Here is a 22,417-nt window from a genome sequence, read left to right on the forward strand (position 1 = left end):
TTCAGCAAATAATCACAGTCAATTTAGGAGGATACAAACATGAGTTTCTTTAACGATTTCCACGTATTACCAGGTACCCATACTTCATCATATACTTCAAGTGTTTCAAACGACATCTTTGGTGGTTTCCACAGTTTCGTTTTGAACTTGATCGCTGCTTTCAAGAAGTAATCACACAATCATAGGAGGATACAAACATGAGTTTCTTTAACGATTTCCACGTATTACCAGGTACGCATACGTCATCATACACTTCAAGTGTTTCCAACGACATCTTCGGTGGTTTACACAGCTTCATCTTGAACTTAATCGCTGCTTTCAAGGGTTAATTCGTTCAGATAAACTAATTATTTGTTTTATTAATTAATATCTTGATATTAATTAAATAATGAGGGAGGATATAATTATGAGTTTCTTTTCAGATTTGCACTTCTTACCAGGTACACATACTTCATCACACACTAGTTATGTCAGCAACCAACCACTTGGCACGTTCTACCAATTCGTATTGAACGTGATTGCTGCATTTAAAGGCTAATTAATTAACCAACTAACAATAAAGGGGAATAGATCATGAGTTTTTTCAATGATTTCCATATTTTACCAGGTACGCACACATCATCATATACATCAAGTGTTTCCAACGACATCTTTGGTGGTTTACACAGTTTTATCTTAAACGTAATCGCTGCTATCAAGGGCTAATTCGTTAAATATAACTGAAAATGCCAACAAAATCGTTATGGTGTTATTAAACACAACACGATAAGCGCGACTAAGATGATGGGCTGGCAAGCGATTTGTCACCCATCATTTTACATAAGAGCGGAAAATCGTGAGTGTTCGGGGAGGATTCCATATGTCAAAAGATAATCAAAAAATGACCGGTGATTCAATTTATCGGGTAAAGATGTATAAAGATGGCAAACGCTGGGGCTACGACTTTAGCTTTAGCTGCAGGCCTTGTATTCGCTAATGTTAATGCTTCTGCTGATACCACGGCTAACGCCGATACCACCACGGAACAAGTTGCAAGTGATGCTAGTTCGAATGCGACTAGCGCTTCATCAACTAGCCAAGCAGCTGCTTCGGATGCCAGTTCTGCATCTTCAACGAGTACCGCTACTTCAGCTGCTAGTGCCGCTACTTCAACGACTAGCGCTGCTAGCTCAACGGCAACTTCAACAACCAGTGCTGCAAGTTCAGCTGCAACTTCAACCGCTACTTCAACTGTTGCCAGCTCTGCAGCCCAAGCTAGTGCAACCACACCAGCCAGTGATGCTGCTTCAACTGCTAGCGCCGTTACAGCTAAGAGTACGGTAAAAGCTGCCGTTGCAACACCAACTTCAGCTGCCGCAACTTCTTCAGCAACTGCAACGACTACGGCTGCAACGACCGCACCAACGGTTACTGCACCTGCTTCACAAGCTGCAGATAAGACTGCTGATGGATCCGTTGATGCTGGGACGCTTTCAAGTGCCGCAACTTCTACTGGCTCAGGTCACTTACAAGACCAAGCACAATATATTCAGACTAATGTTGATGGGACAGATATCAAAGTTACAGCTGGTCACACTTATGCTGTTGCCATTCGCTTAACTAAGAGCCAAGCACTTGATTGGGCAAACGCCTCTGGTCAAGTTTCAATCGCACCAAATGGTTCCAACAGTAATGGGACTTGGACCGCTGTTGAATATGCCACTGAATCTGGCACGGAATCCAGTTACGCTGCGGGTGCCTCAACTGCGACTGTTGATGTTACGAAGTTAACTGATGCTGACAATTATGTCACTATTCTGTACACGTTCAAGGCAAACGATGACGCAACGACTGGTAGCCGGGCTGCTGCACTTGAATTCACTGGTACGACATCTGTATACAAGTTGTCATCCAATGCTAACAACAACGATGCCAATGCTCAAATCACGGCATGGACTTACGCAACACAAGTAATGGATACTTCCGTTGCTGCCGGAACTGTCGTTGTTCATTATGTTGACGAAAATGGTAATAAGATTGCTGATGATACCACGGTTCAAGGTGATGTTGACAACACTTATACTGTTACGCCAGCAACATTCAGCAATTACAGCTTAGACACTACTAAATCGAGTGCCTTGACTGGTACGGTTGCTGCAGATACGACTGATAGTGATGGCAACATTACCAAGGTCGGTACTGAATTGACCTTAGTCTATTCACAAAACACTGAAGCTTCACAATTAACGGTTAACTATGTCGACGCTGACGGTAACACGATCTTAGCTTCTAAGACCTACACTGAAGGTGCTGATGGGACTGCCGCTCAAGTTGGCGGGACTTACAGTGTTAACGCCGCTGCAATCGATGGTTACACCTTAGATGGTGATGCAACTCAAACTGGGACCTTTGTTTCTGGTGGTAACACGGTTACCTTCACTTACACTAAGGATGCAACACCAGTAGAACAATCGACTGTTACAGTTAACTACGTGGATGAAGATGGCAACACGATCAAAGCTGCTACTTCACAAACGTTAGACAACGGTTCGACTTACAACGTCGAAACGCCAGCAATTGATGGTTACACTTACAAGTCCGCCGATGCTGCTTTGAGTGGTACGGTTGATGGTAATAAGACAATTACCTTAACTTACACCAAGAATGCAACGCCAGTAGAACAATCAACTGTTACGGTTAACTACGTCGACGAAGATGGCAACACGATCAAAGCTGCTACCTCACAAACGTTAGATAACGGTTCAACTTACAACGTTGAAACGCCAGCAATTGATGGTTACACTTACAAGTCAGCTGATGCTGCTTTGAGTGGTACGGTTGATGGTAATAAGACAATTACCTTAACTTACACCAAGAACGCAACACCAGTAGAACAATCAACTGTTACGGTTAACTACGTCGATGAAGATGGCAACACGATCAAAGCTGCTACTTCACAAACGTTAGACAACGGTTCAACTTACACCGTTGAAACCCCAGCAATTGATGGTTACACTTACAAGTCAGCTGATGCAGCCTTAACTGGTACGGTTGATGGCAATAAGACCATTACCTTGACTTACACTAAGGATTCAACAACTCCTGTTGAAAACAAAGCTAACTTGACGATCAATTACGTTGATGCAGATGGCAACACGATCAAAGCATCTAGCGTAACTGAATATATCGTTGGACAAGCTTACACTGTTGGTCAACCAGAAATCGCAGGTTACACTTACGATCACTCAACTGGTGATGCGATTGCCGGGACGATTGCTTACAAAGGCAACACGGTTACCCTTGTTTACACGAAGAACGGTAGCACCACACCAACTGAACAAACTAAGACGATCACGGTTAACTATGTTGATGCAGATGGTAACACCATCAAGACCGCAACGACCACGACTTACAAAGTTGGGGACACTTACACGGTCGCAACACCATCCATCGATGGTTACACTTACAAGTCAGCTGATGGTGACTTGAGTGGTACGGTTACTGATGACGCAACGATCACCTTAACTTATGTTAAGAATGATAACGGCGGCACCACGACTGCACCAACTACTACGCCAACAACTGCACCTACAACTGCACCAACTACCGCTCCAACGACAGCACCTACTAGTGCACCAACCACTGCACCTGGTACTGGCGACAACATCAATGGTGGCGGCACTGGTACGACTACAACTGCACCAACTACTGCACCTGTAACGACGCCTAGTGATGATGATGTGGATGACAACAACTCATCCAACGGTTCAACTGGTACAACCACTGCACCAGCAACGACCGTTTCTGATGATGAAGTTGCCCCAACCACTACGGCAACGACTAGCAACGGGACTAGTGGGGTTGTGCCTGCTACGGCTGCAGCTTCATTGAAGCCAGTTGTAACGACTAAGACCACGACTTCTGACGCGAAGACGTTACCACAAACCGATGAAGACGAAAACGGGACAGCCTTGGCTGTGTTAGGTCTTTCAACCTTGTTGATGGGTTCAGCGCTATACTTTGGCGTTTCTCGTCGCAAGCATGAAGCATAATAATTAGAATAGCTTGATTATTTGCTGAACGGATAGAAGGGTCCGCGAAGACCCTTCTACTCTTTGAGCAAACAATCAAGTTTATGGAGGAGTTGCATTATGAAGATGTTCAATAAAAAGCGCAGAGATAAGAATGAGGATTACCGCAATCATTCTGAGCGTGCAACGGCGACTTCAACCGTTGCTGCTCAGAAGCCAAAACCAAAGGCAACCCAAAGCAGTACGACCCCTAATGTCCGGTCGGCTGCGGGTGTCCGGCCAACTAGTGCTGCCACCACGGCTTCAACTAGTGCCCCAGTTAAGGGCCAAAACCGGGTCAACCAACGGCGTGCGACTCAAACAGCGGCGAAGAATAGTGCTGCTATTGAACGTGAAATGGCCGACTTAAACAAGCAATACCAAACTTTACGGGGAGAACTTAAGGTTCAATTAGTTCAGGACCGTAAGCATGAAAAGCAACAGTATGAAACGTTAGTCGCTGAACAACTAAACTTAGAACAACAGTTAAAAGATGCTAAGGTCACTTTATCTAAGCAGGACAAAGTGGTGACGACTAATGACGCTGAACGTGATGGTATGGTCAAGAAGATCAATGCTGCCCAAAAGCGTTATGATGATGCCAAAAAGGCGCTTGCCAAGAGCGACCAGACGATCAAGTCATTAGAAAAGAAGATCACTCAGTCCGAACAATCATTAGCTGATCTGAAGCAAAATGAAGCTGATATGCGTAAGGCCATTCAAGGCGAACAAGACTTGAAGAAGTTATTCGTCCTGATGAAGCAACAAGAGAAGCAAGCGCAAGACCTGTATCAAAAGAGTGATTCAATCAACAGTGAACTCGTGAAACTTCAGAAGCGTGAACAGACTGAAACCCGTGAACGCTCACGGAAGGAACACGCGATTACGAGTGCGGAAAAAGACTTACATACCGCTCAAGATGCTTTGGTTGCGTACGATCGCAAGACGAAGAGTGCTCAGGATGAACAAGAACGTTCATTGAACCTCATTAATCAGAAAATCAATCGGTTACAGCATGACTATGATCAAAACGCCACGATTGTTACCGGTTTGCAACAAAAAATCGAAGGTATTGATGCTAAGTTAAAATCGGACTACGGCACGACTCACTTGGTTTCACCAGTAGAATTTGATCAATCAGCCAAATACTTCCTCTTCAGCACGGACTTGATCCAATCCTTATCCGCTGAAGAAAAAGCTTCCATGGAAATGATCATGGGACTCTTGAAGGATGAAGTCAAAGACGCTGCCAATGTGATTACCGTTAACTACAACGACAGTTTGCCAGAAATCTGGAACAGCTATCAATCAGCCGGTTTGGTTCAAAAGCACACTGGTTTGTACAATATGTATTACACGATTCAAGCCAAGGTTCCGGGTGCGGTTGCTAAGACTAAGCCTGAATTACCTGACAATCCAGCATGGCAATACAAGCGCAATGCTGACAAGCAAATCGTTTCAATTGCTGACGATGAAGGAAACCCAATCATGACCTTGAAGTACCGCAAGAATGGTGCAATCTGGTACATGACGTACTTCAACGGCTCAATCGCCACTCGTCGGGATGTCTATGACGCTGCCGGTTTCTTATCAGTAACGCAATACCTTGACCGGACCAACAACTCACAAGTTACGTTGGAAAACTTCTATCGTCCAGACCACTCACTTGCAATGGTCAAGCAATATGGGAGCAACCACGAATTATCTATTCAACTTGTGAACAAGGAAGAAGCCATTACCAATGTCTTCCATTCCGAAGCACAATTATTGAACTGGTGGTTAGCATCCGTCTTACAACAACAAAAGAGCGTCTTAGTCATGGGCGTCAACTCACCGTTGTTTGACCAATGCTTGAAAGCAACTAATGACAACTTCCACTTATTGCCAATCGTTTCCGCTGATGATTTGAATGATCAACACGTTCAAGACATTATCAATGGCAAGAGCAAGTTATCCAGCTTAGTTGTAACGGACCAGGATGTTCAAACTGCAATCGAAAAACAAATGACACGTGATCTTGAAATCACGGTAATGCCAACAGCAGAAGTCCGTGCGTAATTGCAGGGTTGTTGATGATACCTTGAACGTGACGCATGAATGGGGTTTTAATAATGATGAAGACTAATACCAAGAAGGCCAAGTATGACGATGATGAACTGTTTGAAAAGGTCTTAGTGGGAATGTCATGGCTGGAAAGTCACTTACGGGAGATTATTCAAACGATGGTGAAAGACGCCGATATTTCCTTTGAACAGTTTCTAATTCTCTACTATCTTGACCATAGCACTGACCACCGGATTACGGTGAAGGAGCTAGCCGCTGACCGCCACGTTTCGTCTTCCGCGATTTCAAGGAAGCTAACCTATCTAATCAACAATGATTTGATTGTGCTTAACATTGATCCTTATGATCGCCGGTATCGCTACTTAACGTTGACCGAGAAGGGCGAGAAGATGGCTCGCGCTATTGAAAAAGTAAATGAAGAACGCCTGGGTAACTTCCTCGATGAATTTGGCCGCATTCGGACCTCTGAATTAACTGATGAGCTTCGAATGGTCAGCAAGGTTCTCGTGGATACGAAAGAAATCAAAGGCTAGTAAAAAACGCAGTTCAGCTTGTTTAATAAGCCGAATTGCGTTTTTTGGTGACGATTAGAAATTAATTGCCAACGAGAATAAGATAAAACCACCTAGCACCATCGCAATGATTGCCAGGACTAGCCATAGCAGTTGGCGAGCACGTTGACTGACGCGTTGCTCAGTCTCACGCTTGGCTAGTGAGTGCGTTTGCTTCGCATTGAATAGGGAAGCATTCGTATTTTTGACCCAGTCGGCACCGCGTTTCCCATAGTAGGGATTGGTATGGTGACTAGTTGAGTGGGGAACCCGCCCATCTGGTTTGGTTAACGGTTGATAACGCCGCATCGTAATCCTCTTTTCACCGGTTGTTAGTTTTTCTGAGCCTTATAAGGAACGGCGTAGTTCTTCGGGGCGTCGCTCGCCTTTGCATACTTCCAATGTCCAGACATCTTTTTCTCTAGTGGGGCGTTGTCCTTGATGCAAGTAAAACGAGAGCCGACTTCATTTTCAATAATGAAGATCCGATTGAACTCGTGCCGCGTCTGAACAATGTGACAATCATCGTGATCGATACCAAAAACATCTTTGTATACCAAAAAATTATCTCCTTTGTATTGACTTTACATGGCACCTAATTTACAAGGATTAACAGACAGTCTACATCTCTATTATAAACCTCAACCAGAGTGCGTAAACCGTTTTGTTTGAGAAAAGTGAAAAATTGGGTGCGGTGAGGGGAGTGTTGATTTGTTATGAATCATGCCAGTTCTGAATTTCAAAAACAGCCAGCTGAGGACCGCTGGAAGCAGTGAGAATTACCGTAAACTTGCAGTAGTAGGCTCATCCTAAGCTGGCTTCCAGGCATTCTGGGCAATGGGCGGTCAGAGATTGTCAACTGCCTTGGAAGGCGAAAAAAACGCGCATGTGTGGACGAACAGTAAGCCAATTGAGTGGCATGTTTTAACCCTAATGAATGCAGAATAACAATTAGCACAACGCAGTGCAGAGCTTCGTTCATCGTAATACGATTAGAACTGGTGCCTCTGTTGGTTGATAGTGCCTACTTGAGTGGTTGTACTCAGATGTGGCCGATTTTTGCCAATTAAGGCCAAAATAAAAGTAGGCTAAACGTTGATATCATAACGTTTAGCCTACTTTTATTTATTTATCCGACGTCGACTTATCACCCGCACGGTGGTTATGCATACGAGGGTGAACTGATATAAACGGCGGTATAGCAATCTTTATCAAATACGGAGAAAATCAAAATACAAATCATGGACAAGGGCATTTTTCTTTAAAAATCTTTATTGAGCAATTCAAGTGCTTTTTTATTTGATTCACCATTTTCTTCCTCAATAAGATGGACGTAAGTGTTAACAGTCGTTTCCAATTTCTGATGTCGCAAGCGCTGCTGAACATAAGGAAGTGATTCATGGTTCATAATGAGCACGGAAGCATGAGTATGTCGCATTGCGTGTGTAGTAACAACTTTTATCCCCAGACGCCTGCAAATACGTGCCAATTCCTCATTTGCTGTCCCATTGCCTTCAATTTTACCAAGTTTCGACCAAAACACAAGATTTTTAGGGTTTTTGATTCTGTGCATCTTAAGCCAATCACTCTGTACCTGCTTGTAGTCTAGCAGATAGTCACAGTAGCCACTAGGGATAGAGACGTCCCCATCGGCTTTCCCGTTGCCTTTTGTTGGCCCAAAATCACGTCGGCGCTCTACCCACTGTTGTTTAATGTGGACAATACCACGAACAAGATCAAGGTTATTCCAAGTCATGCCAGCGGCTTCTTCAAAGCGAGCGCCAGTTTCAAGCTGAAAAAGAAGCATTTGCATTGTCATATGGCTATAGTCGGCCGTTTTAATCAAATATTTACGCAGCTTGGTGTATTCCTTCAAGCTTAGAAACTTATCTTCTACTGGCTTCGGAGGGCGCCCAGTAACATGCGCTTTATAGGCAAAATCACGTTGAAGGATGCCATCGGCTACTGCGTCTCTGACAGCTGAGTGAATTTGCTGGTGAAGTTTTTTAGCAGTAGCAATGCCGCGTGTTTTTCCAAATTCGTTCAAAAACTTCTGGTAGTCTGCTCGCGTGATGGCTGTTAAAGGCTTGTCATTGAAGTACTTTGCAACATGGTTATAATTTCCTAAATAAATCTCGTGTGTATGCCGACTGACACCATCTGTTTTATAAATTTTGATCCAGTCAAAAAGATAATCTTTGAATGATTCGGTGCTCCGTGACAAATCGGCGCCATCAATGAGTGCGCTTTTTGTCTTTGTTTCCCATTCAGAAGCTTCGCCCTTTCGCTTGAAGGACTGGCTTGCAATGCGGTATTTGCCTTGTTTGTCTTTATAGCTGACTCGTGCTTGCCAGCGTCCACTTGCTAACTTCGTTACTGACATGTTTTATCCCTCCAAATCGGAAATAGCAACTGGCTGGAATTTCCAAACGTATGTTCTTTTTGATTTAAAATATATACCCCAATCAAGGGGTATAAAGCGAGTGACGGGAATCGGACCCGCGACTACAGCTTGGAAGGCTGTCGTTTTACCACTAAACTACACTCGCATGAATGGACCTTGTTGGACTCGAACCAACGACCGGACGGTTATGAGCCGTCTGCTCTAACCAACTGAGCTAAAGGTCCAATGAAAATTTAAATGCGAGCGGCAGGAGTCGAACCTGCATTGGAAGGTAGGCTATATTTGAATTAAAGGAACCATTCTACCGTTGAACTACACTCGCATGAAGTACATCCATCTTCTTGGCGGGAGGGAATGTGCTTTTTGGTTTGTGGCAAACAACCGTTCGATGTATACTAATACTAAACAATTAGTTAGGAGATACATGACTTAAATTTGTTGCTTAATAATTATCTGTTTTTTTGAATTGCAGCATAGGTTTCCTTACTGTCTAGTAAATTGCCTTCTTGATCGTTAACAGATATTATAAACTCGTATATATCTTCGGCCACCAAGTTTACTATAGGAGTAGTAATTTTTATAACAGTGCTTGCTCTCGTATGCTCCTTGTTAGTAAAGCTAACATTACTTAAAGAATTTTTGTCAAGTTTATAATTGTTTTTAGTGTTTACTAGGACTATATCACTGCTGTTCTTTATAGAAATGCATATCTTGTATGTCTTATTAATGTCAAAATCAAATAGCAAGGATTGTAAAATAAATTTGTTTGATACAGGAAAATTAGACACCCCATATCTTGCTATTGGTTTACCAGTTTTGTCAGTACTATACAGATAATTTATTTTTTCTACATGCTTATTGATCACTATATGGCCAGCTTTCTAAATTATAGGAGGTTTTAAAATGTTAAAAATTGTCTTCTTTGTATCAAGTCTAAGTAGTTCACAGAGATGTAATTTGTTGTTAACACTATTAATATCACAACATCCAGATTGGTCACGGTCTGATACGATGGATTACATTCGCTTTCACAGTGATAAAAATAGACTTATTTATGAACTAGAAAAATCTATTCGATTTGGGACTGAGTGTGGTCTTTAGACACATCTGGTGTTGACTTTAAGTGTGAGCTGATTGGAGCATTTTCTTGTTTTATAGATAATTTTATTTGCTCTGTCAATAAATCGTCAAACTTATCAGCTTTCTCTTTAGCTGTTTTGTACTTTTCTTCTATAGTATCTGTGTGTCCTCGTAATCGTCCGTACACATATTTACAGTTACCATATAACGCCCAGCCCCAAAGAGCAGTAACTATTAGCCCCGCGATTATTGATGTGTAGGCACCGTATTTCCATGTTGCACCAATCGCTATTAGTGGAGTTATTATCGCGCTAAGAATATAACTGAAATTCCATGGCTTCTGATCGATAAATAATCATCTTCTATTCTTTGCACATCTCAAACTTTGACCGGTGGGGATGTACTTTTTTGTTACAACGCGAGCAGCAGGAGTTGGACCTGCATAGTACTCCAAGAAAGAATGGGCTTCAAGACTTGGAATAAGGTTCTACCGCTGAACTACGCTCGCAAGATGCCAACTGAAATGATTCAATTGGCTTGACTGGCAAAATTTTACTATTCCTCTCCTTGCTTGAAGCGTGTCACCAAATCGTCTTTAATTCCTTTAAGCATACGGTCGTATTCTGCTTCGGAATAGCTATCTTTTGATAGGTAGAGAATGGCGTCAGATTTTACAAAGACTGTTAAGTCACTGATAATATCTTCTATTAGTTCGTACCTTGAAATATCTTGATGCATAGTATGCCTTCTTTCTTTATTTTAATGCGAGCGGCAGGAGTCGAACCTACATCTGAAAGTATCTAGTTAGCAATTCATAGGAGTACTGTTCTACCGTTGAACTACGCTCGCGTGAAAGCCCATCCATCTTCTCGGCGGGAGGGGATGCGCTTTTTTAGTGTAGACGATGAGAATAGTAAAACACAAACGTATGTTTTATAATTGTACTGAAAAAGTTGATGACAGGAGAGAAAGCATATGTTTAAGAAAAGTGAGATAAAAAAATATTCTTCTGACGGTACGAATCTAGTTAGCATAGTAAAATCTTTGAACTACTTTGAGACAATTAATTTTTTAGCGGTAATCAATAAAGCCAATAATCCTAGTTGGACTAACCGAAAATGTTACTTAGATGCTACAAACATGTACTCAGATGATGACAGGATGTCATTTTTGATTCAGCAAGCATTTAAGAATGGATTATGTTAATCATGGAAGAAGCAATGCGCTGTCACCAATATTAATCGGTTCATCGTCAATGCTTAATCCACCAGATATTTGGTTTAAATTCACTTTAAGAGGGGATCTGTAGTTTCCTGCTACGGGTCCTGCCAGAAAGTCCTTTGCAATAGGTTCACAAATCGCAAATTTATCTTGCACAGTAGTAACTTCTACAATAGCTTTTTTTGTGACAAGTTTGCCAATAACTGTGCCATTTTCATCTTTTACATCTTCGCCGTCGTTTCCAGATATCTGAAAACGTTGGCCTACTGTAACGTCATCTGAAATACCGCCATTTATTAGAATATGAGTTGAATCAATAATCTTTATGATTTTGAATTTTTTTGATTGCATTTTGTTCCTCCTGATTTAGTGTTTCACTGAGCGTGTAGCTATTTAGAACAGTTTCATAAAACTGTTTCATCTGTTCTAATATACTGATTGTGTTTTCAAGTCCACGAATCGTTTCCATCAGTTTTTTATTTTCTTCTTTTAACCCACTGAGATTTACATTTACTGCGTTCTGTGCATTTTTTTCTTCAGTGAGCTCCTGTTGTAGCTTACCTAATTGTTTTTTTGTATCAACATTTGCAGCCAACAGCCACAAAATAATCGTTAGAGGGATGAAGATAATAAGACTGAGTAGGCCTGTTTTATGGTAGCTTGTTCCTAGCATACCAATGGATGCAATTGATATGGCTCCCGATACGTTACTTGCAGTTTTTAGAATGTTTTTAGCGGTAAAAATATTGATCACCTTCGTTCAACAATTACAATGTTATTTTTCATAAAATGTTTTACCACAATACCGATGGTGAAGACTAGTTGGTACTGTAGTCATTCAAATTAAGTGAGTTGTCTTGAATTGAATTAATATCAATTGTAATTTTGTTCTTCTTAGGATTAACAGTGTCATCTGATGTTGCATCTGGATCGCTTAAACTAAGTTCAATATCATTTTCGTTATTATTCAACTTATATGAAAATTCCTGTAAAGTGTGTAGTTCCTTTTCAGGCATTAAAGAGTTAGACGCACTGTCAGTTATTTCGTTGAATTTGTTGTAATCATCGATGTTGTTGTTGTCTCTATAGTATTGGGAAGCCGAGTTGCTCCCATTCAGATTGACCTTTTGAGACTTATCTTTGTTTAGTTGCCGTGCTTCTATATTGGGCGTCATAATGTCACTGGCATCGACTTCTTTTTTAGTAGTGTTTTTATAGGTAATATCTAAAATGAAGTAGTGATTATTATCTAGGGTATAGCCAATTAACTTATTAATTTTTAGTGTACCTTTAGGGCCATAGAATGTTTTTCCCTTGGCGTAATACTTGTAATGCTGAGCTGTATTAGATTTTGAGTGGCTGCTACTGTTTGAACTCTTTGGCGAGTTAGAATTGGTCGAGCAGGCAGAGAACATCCCAACACTTAATATAGTCATACCGATTGCAATCATTCTTTTCATTGTAATTTCTCCAAATTAATTGATATTAATCTCCGTCAAATGGTACCCCGTATTGATAGGACAGTTCTCTGTATGAATAGGGAATATGGCCATTTTCCTCAATAAACAGCATTCCCATCAATCCAACTGAAAATTCATCAGCTTCCCGTTCAAACTTAGAATGTCCATGTTTAACGGAAGTGTAGTACCCAATCAGCCCCTCATGGAATATAACGTGGCCTAGTTCATGACCAAGTATGAAATACTGTGTAGGCGTGTGTTTAATAGAATTATTGAGTAGTATGATAGGCTCTTGGTTGTCATAAGCATTTTTACCTAGAGGCATTGCCCCAAAATCACACCATTCCACTTGTATGTTAAGCTTTTCCGCAATTACAAACGGGTCCGCTGTGTGATAACGATTGACAATAGTTTTAACGATATCTTTTACTCTATCCATAGGTAAAACTCCTAATCATGCTTGTGGCGTTTCCAGAATATTGTTGCCATGGCCACACGCACTTGTTGTTTTTCTTCTTCAGTAAGATCTTCACCCCCATAGGTCATTGAGCCTTCATTCGCATCTAAAAAATCTTGTAAGTCTTTAGTGTCTTTCTCGTTGGCCCATTTTGGAGTACCGTTCTTTCCAAGCAAGTAGTCGGTTGTTACTCCAAAGTAATCTGATAGCTTTATTAAGTCATCGTTGCTAACGGATCTTCTATCACTTTCCCAACTTGCGATGGTGCTTTGGCTAACATTCATTGCGTCAGCCAGCATGGGCTGGGTTAAAGATTTTTGTTTTCTTAGGTTTGCTATTCTTTTGCCAATAGTCATGTATGATAACCTCCACAATTAGTATTTTAGCTTGTACAGATAGTAAAGGACAGACCTTTTATTTTATTTGTACAAAAAGACTTGACTTGTACAAATAGACATAGTACTATTAGTACATGAAAGGGGCGATGATTTTGAAACTTAAATATTATAGAGAAGCAATGAATTTAACCCAAGAAGAGTTAGCAAGACATGCAAAAGTTTCTGTAGCAATGGTCCAATCAATGGAAAATGGCAGACGAAAGGGTTCTACTGATACTATTCTAAAATTGTCGGACGCGTTAAACGTAACTGTTGATGATCTTTTGCGTGGAAACAATATGACTATTAGTCATAAAAAGGAGGCGGCAAAATGACACAAAAACAAGTAACACAATTGTTAGTCGAGTTACACGAACTTAATAAAACGCTCAAAACTATCGCAAGTAGTCTTGAGCGCAAAGAAGTAAGCCATGATATTTTCCCAGGGATTGCTTTTAAAGCTGCCCCGGTATCAAAAGAAGAGTTTGTAAAACATTATGGTGAATACGTAAAGAGATGTAGCAACTAATATCCGTATTCAGAAAGGAACTGGCTACTGCGTTCTTCGTTAGTAGACCATGCATCAAAGCGAACAATTGAAACACGTTGTGATTTTTCTATCTTACTAAGTTCTTGTTTCAGTTCGGTGATTGTTAGTTCTGATTGAATTGCAATCTGAAAGGGAAATATTTGAACCCATTTATCTGGAGATAGATTCTCTAAAGTTGTTCGAATGGTCACTGCAAATTCAGAGTTTAGATCTTTTTCTGGATTAAAAGTTACTAAATAGTTATTCATTAATATCACCTCCTTGCAATCATTATATCGCAGGGGTAGTGAAAGGAGGCGAGAGCGTGATTAGTATAATCATGGCACTTATTGGGCTTTATTTGGTTATTATTCACGCAACCGTTGATCTCGAATGGTTGAAATGGTTTTTGCTAAGTCTGGGTATTTTAGCTGCTTTGCTAACTTTGACCCTTCTTGTAAAAGGATATCTTCCATTCTGATAAAAGCGTCATTGTATTCTGTATCTGCGTCCTCAAAATCAGTATTGTCATCTTCTAATTCAAGCAAGTTCATAAAAGCACGAAAGAACTTAGGAAAAATCTCAGCACTTTTTGATCCCAACAAATGTGTGTGACTTGAAATCAAATCTAAATACTTACTGCGAGCGCCTAAAGACAACTCACTAGGCAATATATCTTCCGGGGGTGTTATTAAAAGTAAATTGAAATATGGCACATAAAGCTTTTGGTACCGCTCGCGTAACACATCATATTTTCGTTGGTGTGCTTGTGTGTTTAAACCAAAGAAATAGGATATTGCAACGGCAAACAAAGGAATACTGGCAGATACTATCTTCACTAATGCAATTGAAGCAGATGCCATTAGATTTATTTTTCCACCTCGTTGTAAGGCGGGAAGTCGAAGAAGTCGTGGACGCTGATGCCGAGAGCAGAACAAAGTGAATGCAATAGATCTACTTTTGGAACACTCTGCCGGTAAATGAAAGAACTCACTGTTGATTGAGTAACTCCTGCTAACGTGGCCAAACGATTGACGGTTAAATTACGCTCGCGCATAAGATCATACAAGCGTTGAATTATTAATTCTGATTCAGTCATAAAAGATCCTCCAAACGTGTTTGCGTTAATCGTAAAACAAATTCATTTAAAAAAGTTACGCTGTTGCGTTGACAATTCACGCAATGGCGTTATAATAAAAATATAGTTACGCAAATGCGTTAACTTTAAGGAGATGAAAAATATGATCGGCTCAGAAATTAAAAAGAATCGTTCCAAGCTTGGCTGGACGCAAGCAAAGTTAGCGGATGCTGCGGGCGTATCACAGAGTACTGTAAATACTCTCGAAAACCGAACAAAGCATCCTGATGCTGTAACACTAAATTTACTTGCCAAAGCAATGGGCGTAACCGTGGATGACTTATTAGAACCTAAGGAGGTGATTAAGTAATGGAAGTCACACAAGAACAGTTGCACGAAATGGTCCAATCGGAGGTAAACGCAGCTATTGCCGCCAAAAGCCTAGCACCAGTCAAAGCAAAAAACACTGCTTGGATGGAGCTTAAAAACGATATTTCAAAATTTGTCAACGAGAAGTACGGTAAGAACCCAAAAGCTTATTCATTGTCAGACGCAGTTAAAACGATCATTAGATTCCATTTAGGTGTGTCTAACGTATATCAAATTAACGAGAGCAACATTGATGAAGCGCGTCGAATATTTGAGTTACTAAAAGCAAATATTTAATTTTCAAAGAACGGAGGAAACAAAATGACACATCTATCACGAACTACATTAATCAATGCACTAGCAAAGGTTAAGCCAGAAACGCCAAGAGTAATGTTTGAGGCACTAAGCGATAAAGCACTAGATGCTGAATTCCGGGCGGTAACGGCCGAGTATAACGAGCAAGCTAGCCAACTTATGTCAGTTTCATATTAGGAGGTGCGAACATGTCAGATACGATATTGATTCGGCATGAGGCTCCAAAGGGCTTCCAATTCATTAGCGAAGAAGAATACGAGAGGTTCCAAGCCTGGAAGCAAGCACAACGTGGTATTCGTACTTGGAAGCTTAAAGATTTGGCCAAGTATAAATACGGAACCAAGTCAACCGAACGAGCTTCGCGATACTTAATCAAGCATCGCCATGATTTGGATGTTGAACAGGGTGGCTTCATTGATTATGTGAATACCCATAACGGCTGGCAGATTCCAGCAGCTGAGATGATGGATTATCTATTAAGCCATCCCGACTAACTAAATTATAAGTGAATTACACGGAAAGACTACCTAAAGCCCTTTTAGCAACCAACATCGCTAAATCGTGAGCACGCATTTCGTTATTTAGCATAATTATCGCATAAGGAGCGAAAAAAACTATTAACTTTTCAAAGAACGGAGGCAACAACATGCAAGCAATTAAAAATCACAAACGTGAACTTGTCGATTCAATCATCGAACTGCTCCCGGCAGTGTCGCCGAGTCTAATCAATGCTAAGACATTCTGGATGTCGGAAGACGAGCTTCAAGAGCTAATAGCTATGATTCACGATGGGGACCGAAACGAGTTCTATGAAATGATTAATTCTTAATTATATTATCCGGCGTTTTTGATTCAGGTTAAACCATGAAAACTGAAAGGTGGTGAGAAAATGCCAACACAATCTAGTTCAGTATATGCAGGCAGTATGCTTACTGATGCCATTAATCAAAACAGCGTAACGCCCATCAACTTGAGTGGCAAGGTAGGCTACTCGGTAACATTAATTTACAAACAAAGACATGATCAAGCACGGATTCAGATCGAATCAGTTCCTGCATTCTTAGCAGCATTGCCCAACCAAAATCAGTTCTTTGCAATCGAATTGGCACACAGATTCGTGGGAGTAACAACACCGGTGATTGACGGTGACCGAATCATGAAGGAACCGCTGGCGATGGCTGTTAAAACCATGCCGGAGTTAAGCCAAGCTCTGGCGGCAATTCAGGATTCGCTTGATGAACTAACGATACCTAAGGAGGACTTAAAGCCAAATGACTTTGATGATCCTAAGAAGCTAGTCGCTGAGTGTTTTGATGCAGTGCTTTACTTGCTAAACCTAATCGCATATGTATGTCGTGGCTTTGATTTGTCGATGCAAGATCAGCTTAAACAGCGAATGAAAAAATGGTTTAAAGATGGAGTCGTTAAACATAGGAAGGAGTGATAGAGATGATGATCTCAACGCAAAATGACGATACTGAGTTTATTGATGCTGTAGCCGTTGCTGTAGCTGATGGAATCATGCCACAACTGGAAGTGCTGGTGAAGAAGTATTACACACCGGATCAGGGATTAAACCAACAGCAAGCCGCGAGTATGCTCGGATGCAGTGTAGATACATTAAAAGATTTTTATTACTATCAGCCTGGATTTCCACATTTCAAAAAGGGGACAAAAGATTCATTTTTACAAAAAGCTTTATAGAATTGGATGTCTGACAACCAAATACGAGCGTAAGGAGGAAATAGCAATGATTGAAGGAGCATTAGTAGGCTGCGCGCTAACTGCATTATGGTTCAAGCGTCATGAAGTTGCTAGTTGGTTTGGAATTTAAGGAGATGAAGACAATGAAATTTACATTCCGGATCGGAAACGTGCTTTACAAACAGATCACAATTGAAGAATTGAATAATGTTTTTGGCACATTTAAGGAGGTCGAACGAATTGAAAGTACGCAAAGTATCGCTAAAGCCTAAATTTGAGTACGAAAAAAGCTGCTCGAGTATTGGTAGTACCCGTGCAGCTAAGACGCTTAATAAATTTATTTTCGAGTTCTATTGTACTCCGAAACTGTCACTAAGACAATGGTTGGTCACGTTAATACGGAGGTGGACGAAATGAACGGTTACGATAGCTGGTTAATTGACCAAGAAGAAGCTGCGGAAGGCTGGCGTGATGATGTGCCTACTGAGGAAGAGCTGATTGAAAGTGGCGTCATTGCTGATTATTAAATAGGAGGATTTCAATCATGGATGCAATGTTAAAAGAAGAACTTAGAACGGTGACAGAACGTGAAAACGAAGGCTTCAAAATTGACTCATTGGAGAAAGCTGACTGGGCGTTAAAGAAGCTCAAGGCTATCCAAGCGCATGATGATGAAATTGGCCAAGTTGCGAAGAACAATATTGACCAGGCAATTGCATGGCGCGACCGGGAGCTTGATAAGAACCAAGCTAACCGCGAGTACTTCGAAGGGTTACTGACCGACTATTTACGTGATCAACGGTTAGTCGATAAGAAATTCAAAATCGATACCCCTAATGGCCGTGTATCAACTCGTAAGAACCCGGCTGGGTTGGCGTATGACGAAAAGATGGTTTTAAACTCGCTTCGTAATCAGGGCATGAGCCAATATATCAAGGTCAAGGAATCTATTGATAAAGTCGATTTAAAAAAAGCTGGTCGCATGGTTGGTGACAAGTTTGTCATGGAAGATGGCGAGATTATCGCTGGTATTACTGAAAAACCGGAAACTGAGAAGGTCACGTTTAAATACTAGGAGGAACCAATATGAGTGAAGCAATCGCGAAGGCAGAAAATCAAACGAACAGTCTATCCCTAATCATGGGTACTGATCAAAACAAGATGGCTAGCGAACTACAGGCTATCTCTAATTTCCAAACTATGGTTCAACATCAACTAAAAGATGGTCAAGATTTTGGGGTCGTCCCTGGTACACAGAAGCCGACGCTCCTTAAACCGGGTGCCGAGAAAATTCAAATGTTGATGGGCGTGACCAGCGAATACAACGTTATCGATAAAGTTGAGGACTACGAGTCGGGTTATTTCGACTACACCGTCAAGTGCGTGCTATACAAGAGCGGTATGCAGTTAACTGAGGGATTAGGGTCGGCAAACACAAAAGAGAGTAAGTACATTTCGCGTGATGGCTTTTCAATGAAAAATACGGTACTGAAAATGGCTAAAAAGCGGGCCCAGGTTGATGCCACACTGACCATCGCTAGTTTATCAAATGTCTTCACGCAAGATGTCGAAGATATGCAGAACTTTAACCAACGTGAGAATAACGAAACCATGACGTACGATGAAGCCTTCAATTTGAAACTGAACTTCGGTAAAAATAAGGGCAAGACCATGGGCAAAGTTATGAACGAAAATCGAAGCTATATCGAATGGCTCGCTGAAAACGCCAAGAAGGCCGAATTTAAGACAGCTGCTGAACTCTTACTTAAGGGTAAGCCAGCAGTATACCAAGCACCTAAAGAAGATGCTCAACCGGCGTCGGAGGACACGGGCGAAATGATCGCGACGTCACAACAAACTCGTGATATTGCAAACCTAGCTGGAGACTTGGCCACTAAGACACAGTCAGGCAGTCCGGTGTCAACAGCCAACGAAGTATTGCAGCAGATCGTTCCTGACTGGAAAGGCAGTGACGACGATTGGAAGAATCTAACAGTAGCACAAGCAGAGGATGCTAAGAGCCAGCTACAAGGGTTGCTAGCGGCATTTGATAAGAAATAAACATTCGAATTGGCTTGAATGCAGCAGTGACTGAATCCACCGAACGGGTGAAAGGCCCATTAGTAAAGGAGGGACGAATTTGGATTACTTCAAACAACGACGAGCGTACCGTAATTTTAAGATGTATGAAGCGAGTGTCTCTAACGGCCAAAATAATCTGTATCGCGAGTTACTAGACTATGCGAACGACGAAGGCAAGTTGGACGTTCAGTTTCGCATGAAAAATTCGGCATTACTCAGTCTGACAGGACTATCCGAACCCGGCCTCGATAAAGCACGCAACTCATTAGTGCAACTAGGATTAATTAAATACGTTAGAGGCAAGAAAAATGTGAAACCACCTGAATATCGCATTATTAATTTATATAGTAGGCCAGATGGTTACCCAACCAGTAACCAAACTACAAGTCATAAAAGTAGGACAACTGGTTTAGATGAAGTAGGCCAACTGGTTGGGCAAGGTGGAGGTCAACCAGTAGAACATAAAGAACTTACTAGTACCGACCTTAACTTGACTGATACTGACAAAAAAAATATAGATCCTCGTATTCGTATCCGTGAAGACTTCCAGAACGAAGTGTGGGCGATTTACCCACGCCAAGAAAAATTTGGTGATGCTTGGAATGCGTATTACCGAGCAACTATTACCGGCAGCAACCCAGCAGGAAAGACGACTAAGCAGGCGATTGTTGATGGTATCAACCGGTATAAAAAACATTTAGTGGCTAAAGGTACCAAAGGTCAATACGTTGAACAGCTAGCTAACTGGCTTGATAACGGTGGCTGGTTAAGCCAATACGACATGACGCCTGATAAAACGAATAGAGATAATTCACAGATAGAAACATCGAAGGAGGCGCAAACCTATGTCAGAAACGACTTCTAAGAGTGCGCGAGGGATTAGCTTTCCTGAGCTACAACGGTTAAAGACTAGTGACCAGGTTTGCCCACGTCATGGGGTGAATATGGTTTACATGCAGGGACACCAGCCATTCTGCATGGTTTGTACCAAAGAAAAAATTGAACAGCAAAACCACAAGATTATTGATCATGCTAATGACTACTGGCATAAGCGCCGAACCTCTGACGTGTTGGCTATGGACTCGATATTCGATGATCCGACCCTGATGGATGCCAACTTTGATAATTTCCGTCCGAACAGTTCGGAGTCAGCGAATAACCTAAAGCTGGCACGGAAGATTGCTGGCGAGTATTTAAACCCGAAAACTACGTACAACACGATATTGACGGGAATGCCGGGGCGTGGTAAGTCACATTTAGCCTTATCCATTGCCACAGCGGTAAACGATCACGCAGATAAATCTATGGCCTGTCTATTCGTTAGCGTAAATGAATTGTTCCGGTTAATCAAAAGCAGTTTCGGCCATCCTGACAGTCGATATAACGAGCAGAACATGGTTCAGCTACTAAGTGACGCCGATTTGCTTGTACTTGACGACCTAGGCTCAGAGGCAACATTTCAAAGCCATCAAAGCAAGAACCGAAAGGAAGCTAGCGATTACGTGCAAAAGGTGTTGTTTGGCATCTTGAACAACCGCCAGCGAACCATTATCACGACTAATCTAGGCAGTGCCGACTTGGCTAGCGTTTATAATCCAAAAATCATTTCGCGTCTATATCGTGGCATCAATGGGCACGTCATCAGCTTTACGGAGGCGACCCCAGACAAACGGGAGGTATCGTTCTAATGTGTGAATGCAACGGAACAAAGATTGTACATGTTGAAATTATGAAAGGTGTCTGGGTTGTACAGCCGTGCCCTAACTGCACGCAAGCTGTCCATCAACACTACGAACAAGAATTAGCGGAGGTAATGGCTAATGTATGCAGTAAAAACGATTGATCAGCGACATAAAGTGCTCGCAACTGGTAGCGAGCCAGAGCTACATCGCTTGGTACTGGCAAAGTACCAACATGGCGAGTGGCAGTTTCCAGTAGTCATTGAGCCCGAGCAGGCTCAGCCGTGGGACGATAAGGAATACTTGGCAAGCATGCGGCCAGACCCCGAGACCGAGGAACATGAGCAAATTAAAGAGATTCGTCATGCTCATCGTGCCGGCAAACACACGATTAGAGCGTTGACAGACGAAACTGGCTATATTACCAAGCGAGTGAGCTATCTCGTACACAAGTATAGCTTGCCGCTACGCAACGAGTACTGGCGGGCCGAGAAGTACGACAATCCCAACGAGATTATTACTGGGCAAACAGTCGAGTTGCTGGGTGACAAGCTCGGTGCCCCAGCTAGATCGATAAGGCAAGCAAGCTACTCAAACGGCATTGTTTGCGGCTATTACATCAGCCGGGTGCCGAAAGTATGAGCAAAGTCGTGATCAAGGGCGAGTTGCCTAGCCTAAATGAGTACATCAAGGCTGAACGGGCCAACAGATACGCCGCAGCTAAACTAAAGAAGCGGTACACGGCCTTATGTAGTGTATATGCGCGGGCTAGTCATAATTCTGGAGTTGAATTTAATTGGCCTTGCAAGCTCAAATTTACCTGGTATACGAAGAACAGTCGGAAGGATGCGGACAATATCGCGTTTGCCAAAAAGTTTGTGCTTGACGGCTTTATGAAGGCTGGACTTTTAGGCAACGACAATCGAAAGCATATCACGGGATTTCAGGACGAATTTGCAGTTGATAAACTAAATCCGCGAGTAGAAATAGATGAAATT

Annotated in this window: 35 protein-coding genes, 4 tRNA genes and 2 pseudogenes; 24 read left to right on the plus strand and 17 right to left on the minus strand. The window is 41.8% G+C overall.

Annotated features, from left to right (window positions below; translation table 11 throughout):
• Positions 1-39 precede the first annotated feature (39 nt).
• The 7 genes and pseudogenes from KGF65_RS17320 to KGF65_RS14965 all read left to right on the plus strand — a co-directional run bounded on the left by KGF65_RS17320 (position 40) and on the right by KGF65_RS14965 (position 6,646).
• Positions 40-171 (plus strand): hypothetical protein, encoded by a 132-nt coding sequence (locus KGF65_RS17320; protein ID WP_011101806.1) that lies wholly within the window; start codon positions 40-42, stop codon positions 169-171.
• A gap of 26 nt (positions 172-197) precedes the next feature.
• A complete protein-coding gene (locus KGF65_RS17325; RefSeq protein WP_082230292.1) occupies positions 198-329 on the plus strand; it encodes a hypothetical protein in 132 nt (43 codons plus the stop codon).
• 77 nt (positions 330-406) lie between these two features.
• Complete coding sequence (locus KGF65_RS17330; protein WP_003642767.1) at positions 407-538, plus strand: hypothetical protein; 132 nt, start codon at positions 407-409, stop codon at positions 536-538.
• A gap of 321 nt (positions 539-859) precedes the next feature.
• Positions 860-3,641 (plus strand): annotated as a pseudogene (locus tag KGF65_RS14955) (beta strand repeat-containing protein); the annotation flags it as partial.
• Between the two features lie 282 nt (positions 3,642-3,923).
• Positions 3,924-4,031: pseudogene (locus KGF65_RS17335) on the plus strand (LPXTG cell wall anchor domain-containing protein); the annotation flags it as partial.
• Between the two features lie 99 nt (positions 4,032-4,130).
• Positions 4,131-6,107: a hypothetical protein gene (locus KGF65_RS14960; RefSeq protein ID WP_216748523.1), complete on the plus strand. Its 1,977-nt coding sequence runs from the start codon at positions 4,131-4,133 to the stop codon at positions 6,105-6,107.
• Positions 6,108-6,160: 53 nt separating this feature from the next.
• Positions 6,161-6,646 (plus strand): MarR family winged helix-turn-helix transcriptional regulator, encoded by a 486-nt coding sequence (locus tag KGF65_RS14965; protein WP_003639248.1) that lies wholly within the window; start codon positions 6,161-6,163, stop codon positions 6,644-6,646.
• A 54-nt stretch (positions 6,647-6,700) separates the two neighbouring features.
• Here the strand turns inward: KGF65_RS14965 and KGF65_RS14970 are convergent, their stop codons facing one another.
• From KGF65_RS14970 to KGF65_RS15010, 9 genes are all read right to left on the minus strand, one after another.
• Entirely contained in the window at positions 6,701-6,973 is a 273-nt protein-coding gene (locus tag KGF65_RS14970; RefSeq protein WP_050339452.1) for a hypothetical protein, read from the minus strand.
• 23 nt (positions 6,974-6,996) lie between these two features.
• Positions 6,997-7,224: a hypothetical protein gene (locus KGF65_RS14975; RefSeq protein ID WP_003639246.1), complete on the minus strand. Its 228-nt coding sequence runs from the start codon at positions 7,222-7,224 to the stop codon at positions 6,997-6,999.
• 701 nt (positions 7,225-7,925) lie between these two features.
• Positions 7,926-9,047 (minus strand): site-specific integrase, encoded by a 1,122-nt coding sequence (locus tag KGF65_RS14980; RefSeq protein WP_216748522.1) that lies wholly within the window; start codon positions 9,045-9,047, stop codon positions 7,926-7,928.
• 95 nt (positions 9,048-9,142) lie between these two features.
• Positions 9,143-9,213, minus strand: a tRNA-Gly gene (locus KGF65_RS14985).
• Positions 9,214-9,218: 5 nt separating this feature from the next.
• A tRNA-Ile gene (locus tag KGF65_RS14990) sits at positions 9,219-9,292 on the minus strand.
• Between the two features lie 14 nt (positions 9,293-9,306).
• A tRNA-OTHER gene (locus KGF65_RS14995) sits at positions 9,307-9,390 on the minus strand.
• A 127-nt stretch (positions 9,391-9,517) separates the two neighbouring features.
• On the minus strand, positions 9,518-9,934 hold the full coding sequence (locus tag KGF65_RS15000; RefSeq protein ID WP_065674807.1) for a hypothetical protein: 417 nt from the start codon (positions 9,932-9,934) through the stop codon (positions 9,518-9,520).
• Between the two features lie 631 nt (positions 9,935-10,565).
• Positions 10,566-10,656: transfer RNA gene (locus KGF65_RS15005), tRNA-OTHER, on the minus strand.
• 47 nt (positions 10,657-10,703) lie between these two features.
• Positions 10,704-10,886 carry a hypothetical protein gene (locus KGF65_RS15010; RefSeq protein WP_065674806.1) on the minus strand — a complete coding sequence of 61 codons (183 nt, stop codon included), beginning with the start codon at positions 10,884-10,886 and terminating at the stop codon, positions 10,704-10,706.
• Positions 10,887-11,123: 237 nt separating this feature from the next.
• Between KGF65_RS15010 and KGF65_RS15015 the strand changes: the two genes are divergently transcribed.
• The gene (locus KGF65_RS15015) at positions 11,124-11,354 is read left to right on the plus strand and encodes a hypothetical protein (RefSeq protein WP_122211787.1); all 231 of its coding nucleotides are present in this window, start codon (positions 11,124-11,126) and stop codon (positions 11,352-11,354) included.
• On the opposite strand, the gene KGF65_RS15020 is transcribed toward KGF65_RS15015, so the two are convergent.
• The 5 genes from KGF65_RS15020 to KGF65_RS15040 form a co-directional block, all read right to left on the minus strand.
• Positions 11,355-11,720, minus strand: a complete 366-nt coding sequence (locus tag KGF65_RS15020) for a hypothetical protein (RefSeq protein WP_196500428.1) — start codon at positions 11,718-11,720, stop codon at positions 11,355-11,357.
• Positions 11,683-12,123: a hypothetical protein gene (locus KGF65_RS15025; protein ID WP_141650554.1), complete on the minus strand. Its 441-nt coding sequence runs from the start codon at positions 12,121-12,123 to the stop codon at positions 11,683-11,685. The genes KGF65_RS15020 and KGF65_RS15025 overlap by 38 nt, the downstream gene beginning before the upstream one ends.
• A 64-nt stretch (positions 12,124-12,187) precedes the next feature.
• Complete coding sequence (locus KGF65_RS15030; RefSeq protein ID WP_216748521.1) at positions 12,188-12,829, minus strand: hypothetical protein; 642 nt, start codon at positions 12,827-12,829, stop codon at positions 12,188-12,190.
• A gap of 25 nt (positions 12,830-12,854) precedes the next feature.
• A complete protein-coding gene (locus KGF65_RS15035) occupies positions 12,855-13,268 on the minus strand; it encodes an ImmA/IrrE family metallo-endopeptidase (protein ID WP_003644968.1) in 414 nt (137 codons plus the stop codon).
• A gap of 11 nt (positions 13,269-13,279) precedes the next feature.
• A complete protein-coding gene (locus tag KGF65_RS15040) occupies positions 13,280-13,642 on the minus strand; it encodes a helix-turn-helix domain-containing protein (protein ID WP_011101778.1) in 363 nt (120 codons plus the stop codon).
• 128 nt (positions 13,643-13,770) lie between these two features.
• On the opposite strand from KGF65_RS15040, the gene KGF65_RS15045 reads away from it, so the two are divergent.
• Positions 13,771-13,998 (plus strand): helix-turn-helix domain-containing protein, encoded by a 228-nt coding sequence (locus KGF65_RS15045; protein ID WP_061468339.1) that lies wholly within the window; start codon positions 13,771-13,773, stop codon positions 13,996-13,998.
• Positions 13,995-14,192, plus strand: a complete 198-nt coding sequence (locus KGF65_RS15050) for a hypothetical protein (protein WP_065674802.1) — start codon at positions 13,995-13,997, stop codon at positions 14,190-14,192. Before KGF65_RS15045 ends, KGF65_RS15050 begins: the two co-directional genes overlap by 4 nt.
• On the opposite strand, the gene KGF65_RS15055 is transcribed toward KGF65_RS15050, so the two are convergent.
• The 3 genes from KGF65_RS15055 to KGF65_RS15065 all read right to left on the minus strand — a co-directional run bounded on the left by KGF65_RS15055 (position 14,189) and on the right by KGF65_RS15065 (position 15,291).
• Positions 14,189-14,461 carry a hypothetical protein gene (locus KGF65_RS15055; RefSeq protein ID WP_046811054.1) on the minus strand — a complete coding sequence of 91 codons (273 nt, stop codon included), beginning with the start codon at positions 14,459-14,461 and terminating at the stop codon, positions 14,189-14,191. The genes KGF65_RS15050 and KGF65_RS15055 overlap by 4 nt on opposite strands.
• 99 nt (positions 14,462-14,560) lie before the next feature.
• Positions 14,561-15,055, minus strand: coding sequence for a hypothetical protein (locus KGF65_RS15060; protein WP_063096780.1), 495 nt, complete (start codon positions 15,053-15,055; stop codon positions 14,561-14,563).
• 5 nt (positions 15,056-15,060) lie between these two features.
• Entirely contained in the window at positions 15,061-15,291 is a 231-nt protein-coding gene (locus KGF65_RS15065; protein ID WP_003642789.1) for a helix-turn-helix domain-containing protein, read from the minus strand.
• Positions 15,292-15,433: 142 nt separating this feature from the next.
• Here KGF65_RS15065 and KGF65_RS15070 point away from each other — a divergent pair, with 142 nt between their 5' ends.
• From KGF65_RS15070 to KGF65_RS15130, 14 genes are all read left to right on the plus strand, one after another.
• Positions 15,434-15,640 (plus strand): helix-turn-helix domain-containing protein, encoded by a 207-nt coding sequence (locus KGF65_RS15070; RefSeq protein ID WP_046811052.1) that lies wholly within the window; start codon positions 15,434-15,436, stop codon positions 15,638-15,640.
• Positions 15,640-15,936 carry a hypothetical protein gene (locus KGF65_RS15075; protein WP_065674798.1) on the plus strand — a complete coding sequence of 99 codons (297 nt, stop codon included), beginning with the start codon at positions 15,640-15,642 and terminating at the stop codon, positions 15,934-15,936. Before KGF65_RS15070 ends, KGF65_RS15075 begins: the two co-directional genes overlap by 1 nt.
• 24 nt (positions 15,937-15,960) lie before the next feature.
• The gene (locus KGF65_RS15080) at positions 15,961-16,131 is read left to right on the plus strand and encodes a hypothetical protein (RefSeq protein WP_003642792.1); all 171 of its coding nucleotides are present in this window, start codon (positions 15,961-15,963) and stop codon (positions 16,129-16,131) included.
• 11 nt (positions 16,132-16,142) lie between these two features.
• Positions 16,143-16,448, plus strand: coding sequence for a DUF771 domain-containing protein (locus KGF65_RS15085; protein ID WP_062690012.1), 306 nt, complete (start codon positions 16,143-16,145; stop codon positions 16,446-16,448).
• A gap of 152 nt (positions 16,449-16,600) precedes the next feature.
• Positions 16,601-16,783: a hypothetical protein gene (locus tag KGF65_RS15090; RefSeq protein ID WP_063488540.1), complete on the plus strand. Its 183-nt coding sequence runs from the start codon at positions 16,601-16,603 to the stop codon at positions 16,781-16,783.
• A 60-nt stretch (positions 16,784-16,843) separates the two neighbouring features.
• Positions 16,844-17,398, plus strand: a complete 555-nt coding sequence (locus tag KGF65_RS15095; protein ID WP_108909728.1) for a hypothetical protein — start codon at positions 16,844-16,846, stop codon at positions 17,396-17,398.
• A 5-nt stretch (positions 17,399-17,403) separates the two neighbouring features.
• Positions 17,404-17,658 carry a DNA-binding protein gene (locus KGF65_RS15100; RefSeq protein WP_216748520.1) on the plus strand — a complete coding sequence of 85 codons (255 nt, stop codon included), beginning with the start codon at positions 17,404-17,406 and terminating at the stop codon, positions 17,656-17,658.
• A gap of 143 nt (positions 17,659-17,801) precedes the next feature.
• Positions 17,802-17,930: a hypothetical protein gene (locus KGF65_RS17340; RefSeq protein WP_301554306.1), complete on the plus strand. Its 129-nt coding sequence runs from the start codon at positions 17,802-17,804 to the stop codon at positions 17,928-17,930.
• Between the two features lie 272 nt (positions 17,931-18,202).
• Positions 18,203-18,733 carry a host-nuclease inhibitor Gam family protein gene (locus tag KGF65_RS15105; RefSeq protein ID WP_216748519.1) on the plus strand — a complete coding sequence of 177 codons (531 nt, stop codon included), beginning with the start codon at positions 18,203-18,205 and terminating at the stop codon, positions 18,731-18,733.
• 11 nt (positions 18,734-18,744) lie between these two features.
• Positions 18,745-19,719, plus strand: a complete 975-nt coding sequence (locus KGF65_RS15110) for a hypothetical protein (protein WP_210847527.1) — start codon at positions 18,745-18,747, stop codon at positions 19,717-19,719.
• A 79-nt stretch (positions 19,720-19,798) separates the two neighbouring features.
• Positions 19,799-20,605: a DNA replication protein DnaD gene (locus tag KGF65_RS15115; RefSeq protein WP_216748518.1), complete on the plus strand. Its 807-nt coding sequence runs from the start codon at positions 19,799-19,801 to the stop codon at positions 20,603-20,605.
• Positions 20,586-21,428 (plus strand): ATP-binding protein, encoded by an 843-nt coding sequence (locus KGF65_RS15120; protein ID WP_210847555.1) that lies wholly within the window; start codon positions 20,586-20,588, stop codon positions 21,426-21,428. The genes KGF65_RS15115 and KGF65_RS15120 overlap by 20 nt, the downstream gene beginning before the upstream one ends.
• A gap of 132 nt (positions 21,429-21,560) precedes the next feature.
• Positions 21,561-22,061: a hypothetical protein gene (locus KGF65_RS15125; protein ID WP_216748517.1), complete on the plus strand. Its 501-nt coding sequence runs from the start codon at positions 21,561-21,563 to the stop codon at positions 22,059-22,061.
• Positions 22,058-22,417 (plus strand): hypothetical protein (locus KGF65_RS15130; RefSeq protein ID WP_216748516.1); only part of this gene is annotated, 360 nt, incomplete at its 3' end. The genes KGF65_RS15125 and KGF65_RS15130, both read left to right, overlap by 4 nt.

It is taken from the genome of Lactiplantibacillus sp. 30.2.29, from assembly GCF_018991255.1.
Lineage (GTDB): Bacteria > Bacillota > Bacilli > Lactobacillales > Lactobacillaceae > Lactiplantibacillus > Lactiplantibacillus pentosus.

Coding starts and splice junctions, on each gene's coding strand:
- KGF65_RS17320 (WP_011101806.1), top strand. CDS start 40: ATGAGTTTCTTTAACGATTTCCACGTATTACCAGGTACCCATACTTCA.
- KGF65_RS17325 (WP_082230292.1), top strand. CDS start 198: ATGAGTTTCTTTAACGATTTCCACGTATTACCAGGTACGCATACGTCA.
- KGF65_RS17330 (WP_003642767.1), top strand. CDS start 407: ATGAGTTTCTTTTCAGATTTGCACTTCTTACCAGGTACACATACTTCA.
- KGF65_RS14960 (WP_216748523.1), top strand. CDS start 4,131: ATGAAGATGTTCAATAAAAAGCGCAGAGATAAGAATGAGGATTACCGC.
- KGF65_RS14965 (WP_003639248.1), top strand. CDS start 6,161: ATGATGAAGACTAATACCAAGAAGGCCAAGTATGACGATGATGAACTG.
- KGF65_RS14970 (WP_050339452.1), bottom strand. CDS start 6,973: ATGCGGCGTTATCAACCGTTAACCAAACCAGATGGGCGGGTTCCCCAC.
- KGF65_RS14980 (WP_216748522.1), bottom strand. CDS start 9,047: ATGTCAGTAACGAAGTTAGCAAGTGGACGCTGGCAAGCACGAGTCAGC.
- KGF65_RS15010 (WP_065674806.1), bottom strand. CDS start 10,886: ATGCATCAAGATATTTCAAGGTACGAACTAATAGAAGATATTATCAGT.
- KGF65_RS15015 (WP_122211787.1), top strand. CDS start 11,124: ATGTTTAAGAAAAGTGAGATAAAAAAATATTCTTCTGACGGTACGAAT.
- KGF65_RS15020 (WP_196500428.1), bottom strand. CDS start 11,720: ATGCAATCAAAAAAATTCAAAATCATAAAGATTATTGATTCAACTCAT.
- KGF65_RS15030 (WP_216748521.1), bottom strand. CDS start 12,829: ATGAAAAGAATGATTGCAATCGGTATGACTATATTAAGTGTTGGGATG.
- KGF65_RS15035 (WP_003644968.1), bottom strand. CDS start 13,268: ATGGATAGAGTAAAAGATATCGTTAAAACTATTGTCAATCGTTATCAC.
- KGF65_RS15040 (WP_011101778.1), bottom strand. CDS start 13,642: ATGACTATTGGCAAAAGAATAGCAAACCTAAGAAAACAAAAATCTTTA.
- KGF65_RS15045 (WP_061468339.1), top strand. CDS start 13,771: ATGATTTTGAAACTTAAATATTATAGAGAAGCAATGAATTTAACCCAA.
- KGF65_RS15050 (WP_065674802.1), top strand. CDS start 13,995: ATGACACAAAAACAAGTAACACAATTGTTAGTCGAGTTACACGAACTT.
- KGF65_RS15055 (WP_046811054.1), bottom strand. CDS start 14,461: ATGAATAACTATTTAGTAACTTTTAATCCAGAAAAAGATCTAAACTCT.
- KGF65_RS15060 (WP_063096780.1), bottom strand. CDS start 15,055: ATGGCATCTGCTTCAATTGCATTAGTGAAGATAGTATCTGCCAGTATT.
- KGF65_RS15065 (WP_003642789.1), bottom strand. CDS start 15,291: ATGACTGAATCAGAATTAATAATTCAACGCTTGTATGATCTTATGCGC.
- KGF65_RS15070 (WP_046811052.1), top strand. CDS start 15,434: ATGATCGGCTCAGAAATTAAAAAGAATCGTTCCAAGCTTGGCTGGACG.
- KGF65_RS15075 (WP_065674798.1), top strand. CDS start 15,640: ATGGAAGTCACACAAGAACAGTTGCACGAAATGGTCCAATCGGAGGTA.
- KGF65_RS15080 (WP_003642792.1), top strand. CDS start 15,961: ATGACACATCTATCACGAACTACATTAATCAATGCACTAGCAAAGGTT.
- KGF65_RS15085 (WP_062690012.1), top strand. CDS start 16,143: ATGTCAGATACGATATTGATTCGGCATGAGGCTCCAAAGGGCTTCCAA.
- KGF65_RS15090 (WP_063488540.1), top strand. CDS start 16,601: ATGCAAGCAATTAAAAATCACAAACGTGAACTTGTCGATTCAATCATC.
- KGF65_RS15095 (WP_108909728.1), top strand. CDS start 16,844: ATGCCAACACAATCTAGTTCAGTATATGCAGGCAGTATGCTTACTGAT.
- KGF65_RS15100 (WP_216748520.1), top strand. CDS start 17,404: ATGATGATCTCAACGCAAAATGACGATACTGAGTTTATTGATGCTGTA.
- KGF65_RS17340 (WP_301554306.1), top strand. CDS start 17,802: ATGAAATTTACATTCCGGATCGGAAACGTGCTTTACAAACAGATCACA.
- KGF65_RS15105 (WP_216748519.1), top strand. CDS start 18,203: ATGGATGCAATGTTAAAAGAAGAACTTAGAACGGTGACAGAACGTGAA.
- KGF65_RS15110 (WP_210847527.1), top strand. CDS start 18,745: ATGAGTGAAGCAATCGCGAAGGCAGAAAATCAAACGAACAGTCTATCC.
- KGF65_RS15120 (WP_210847555.1), top strand. CDS start 20,586: ATGTCAGAAACGACTTCTAAGAGTGCGCGAGGGATTAGCTTTCCTGAG.
- KGF65_RS15125 (WP_216748517.1), top strand. CDS start 21,561: ATGTATGCAGTAAAAACGATTGATCAGCGACATAAAGTGCTCGCAACT.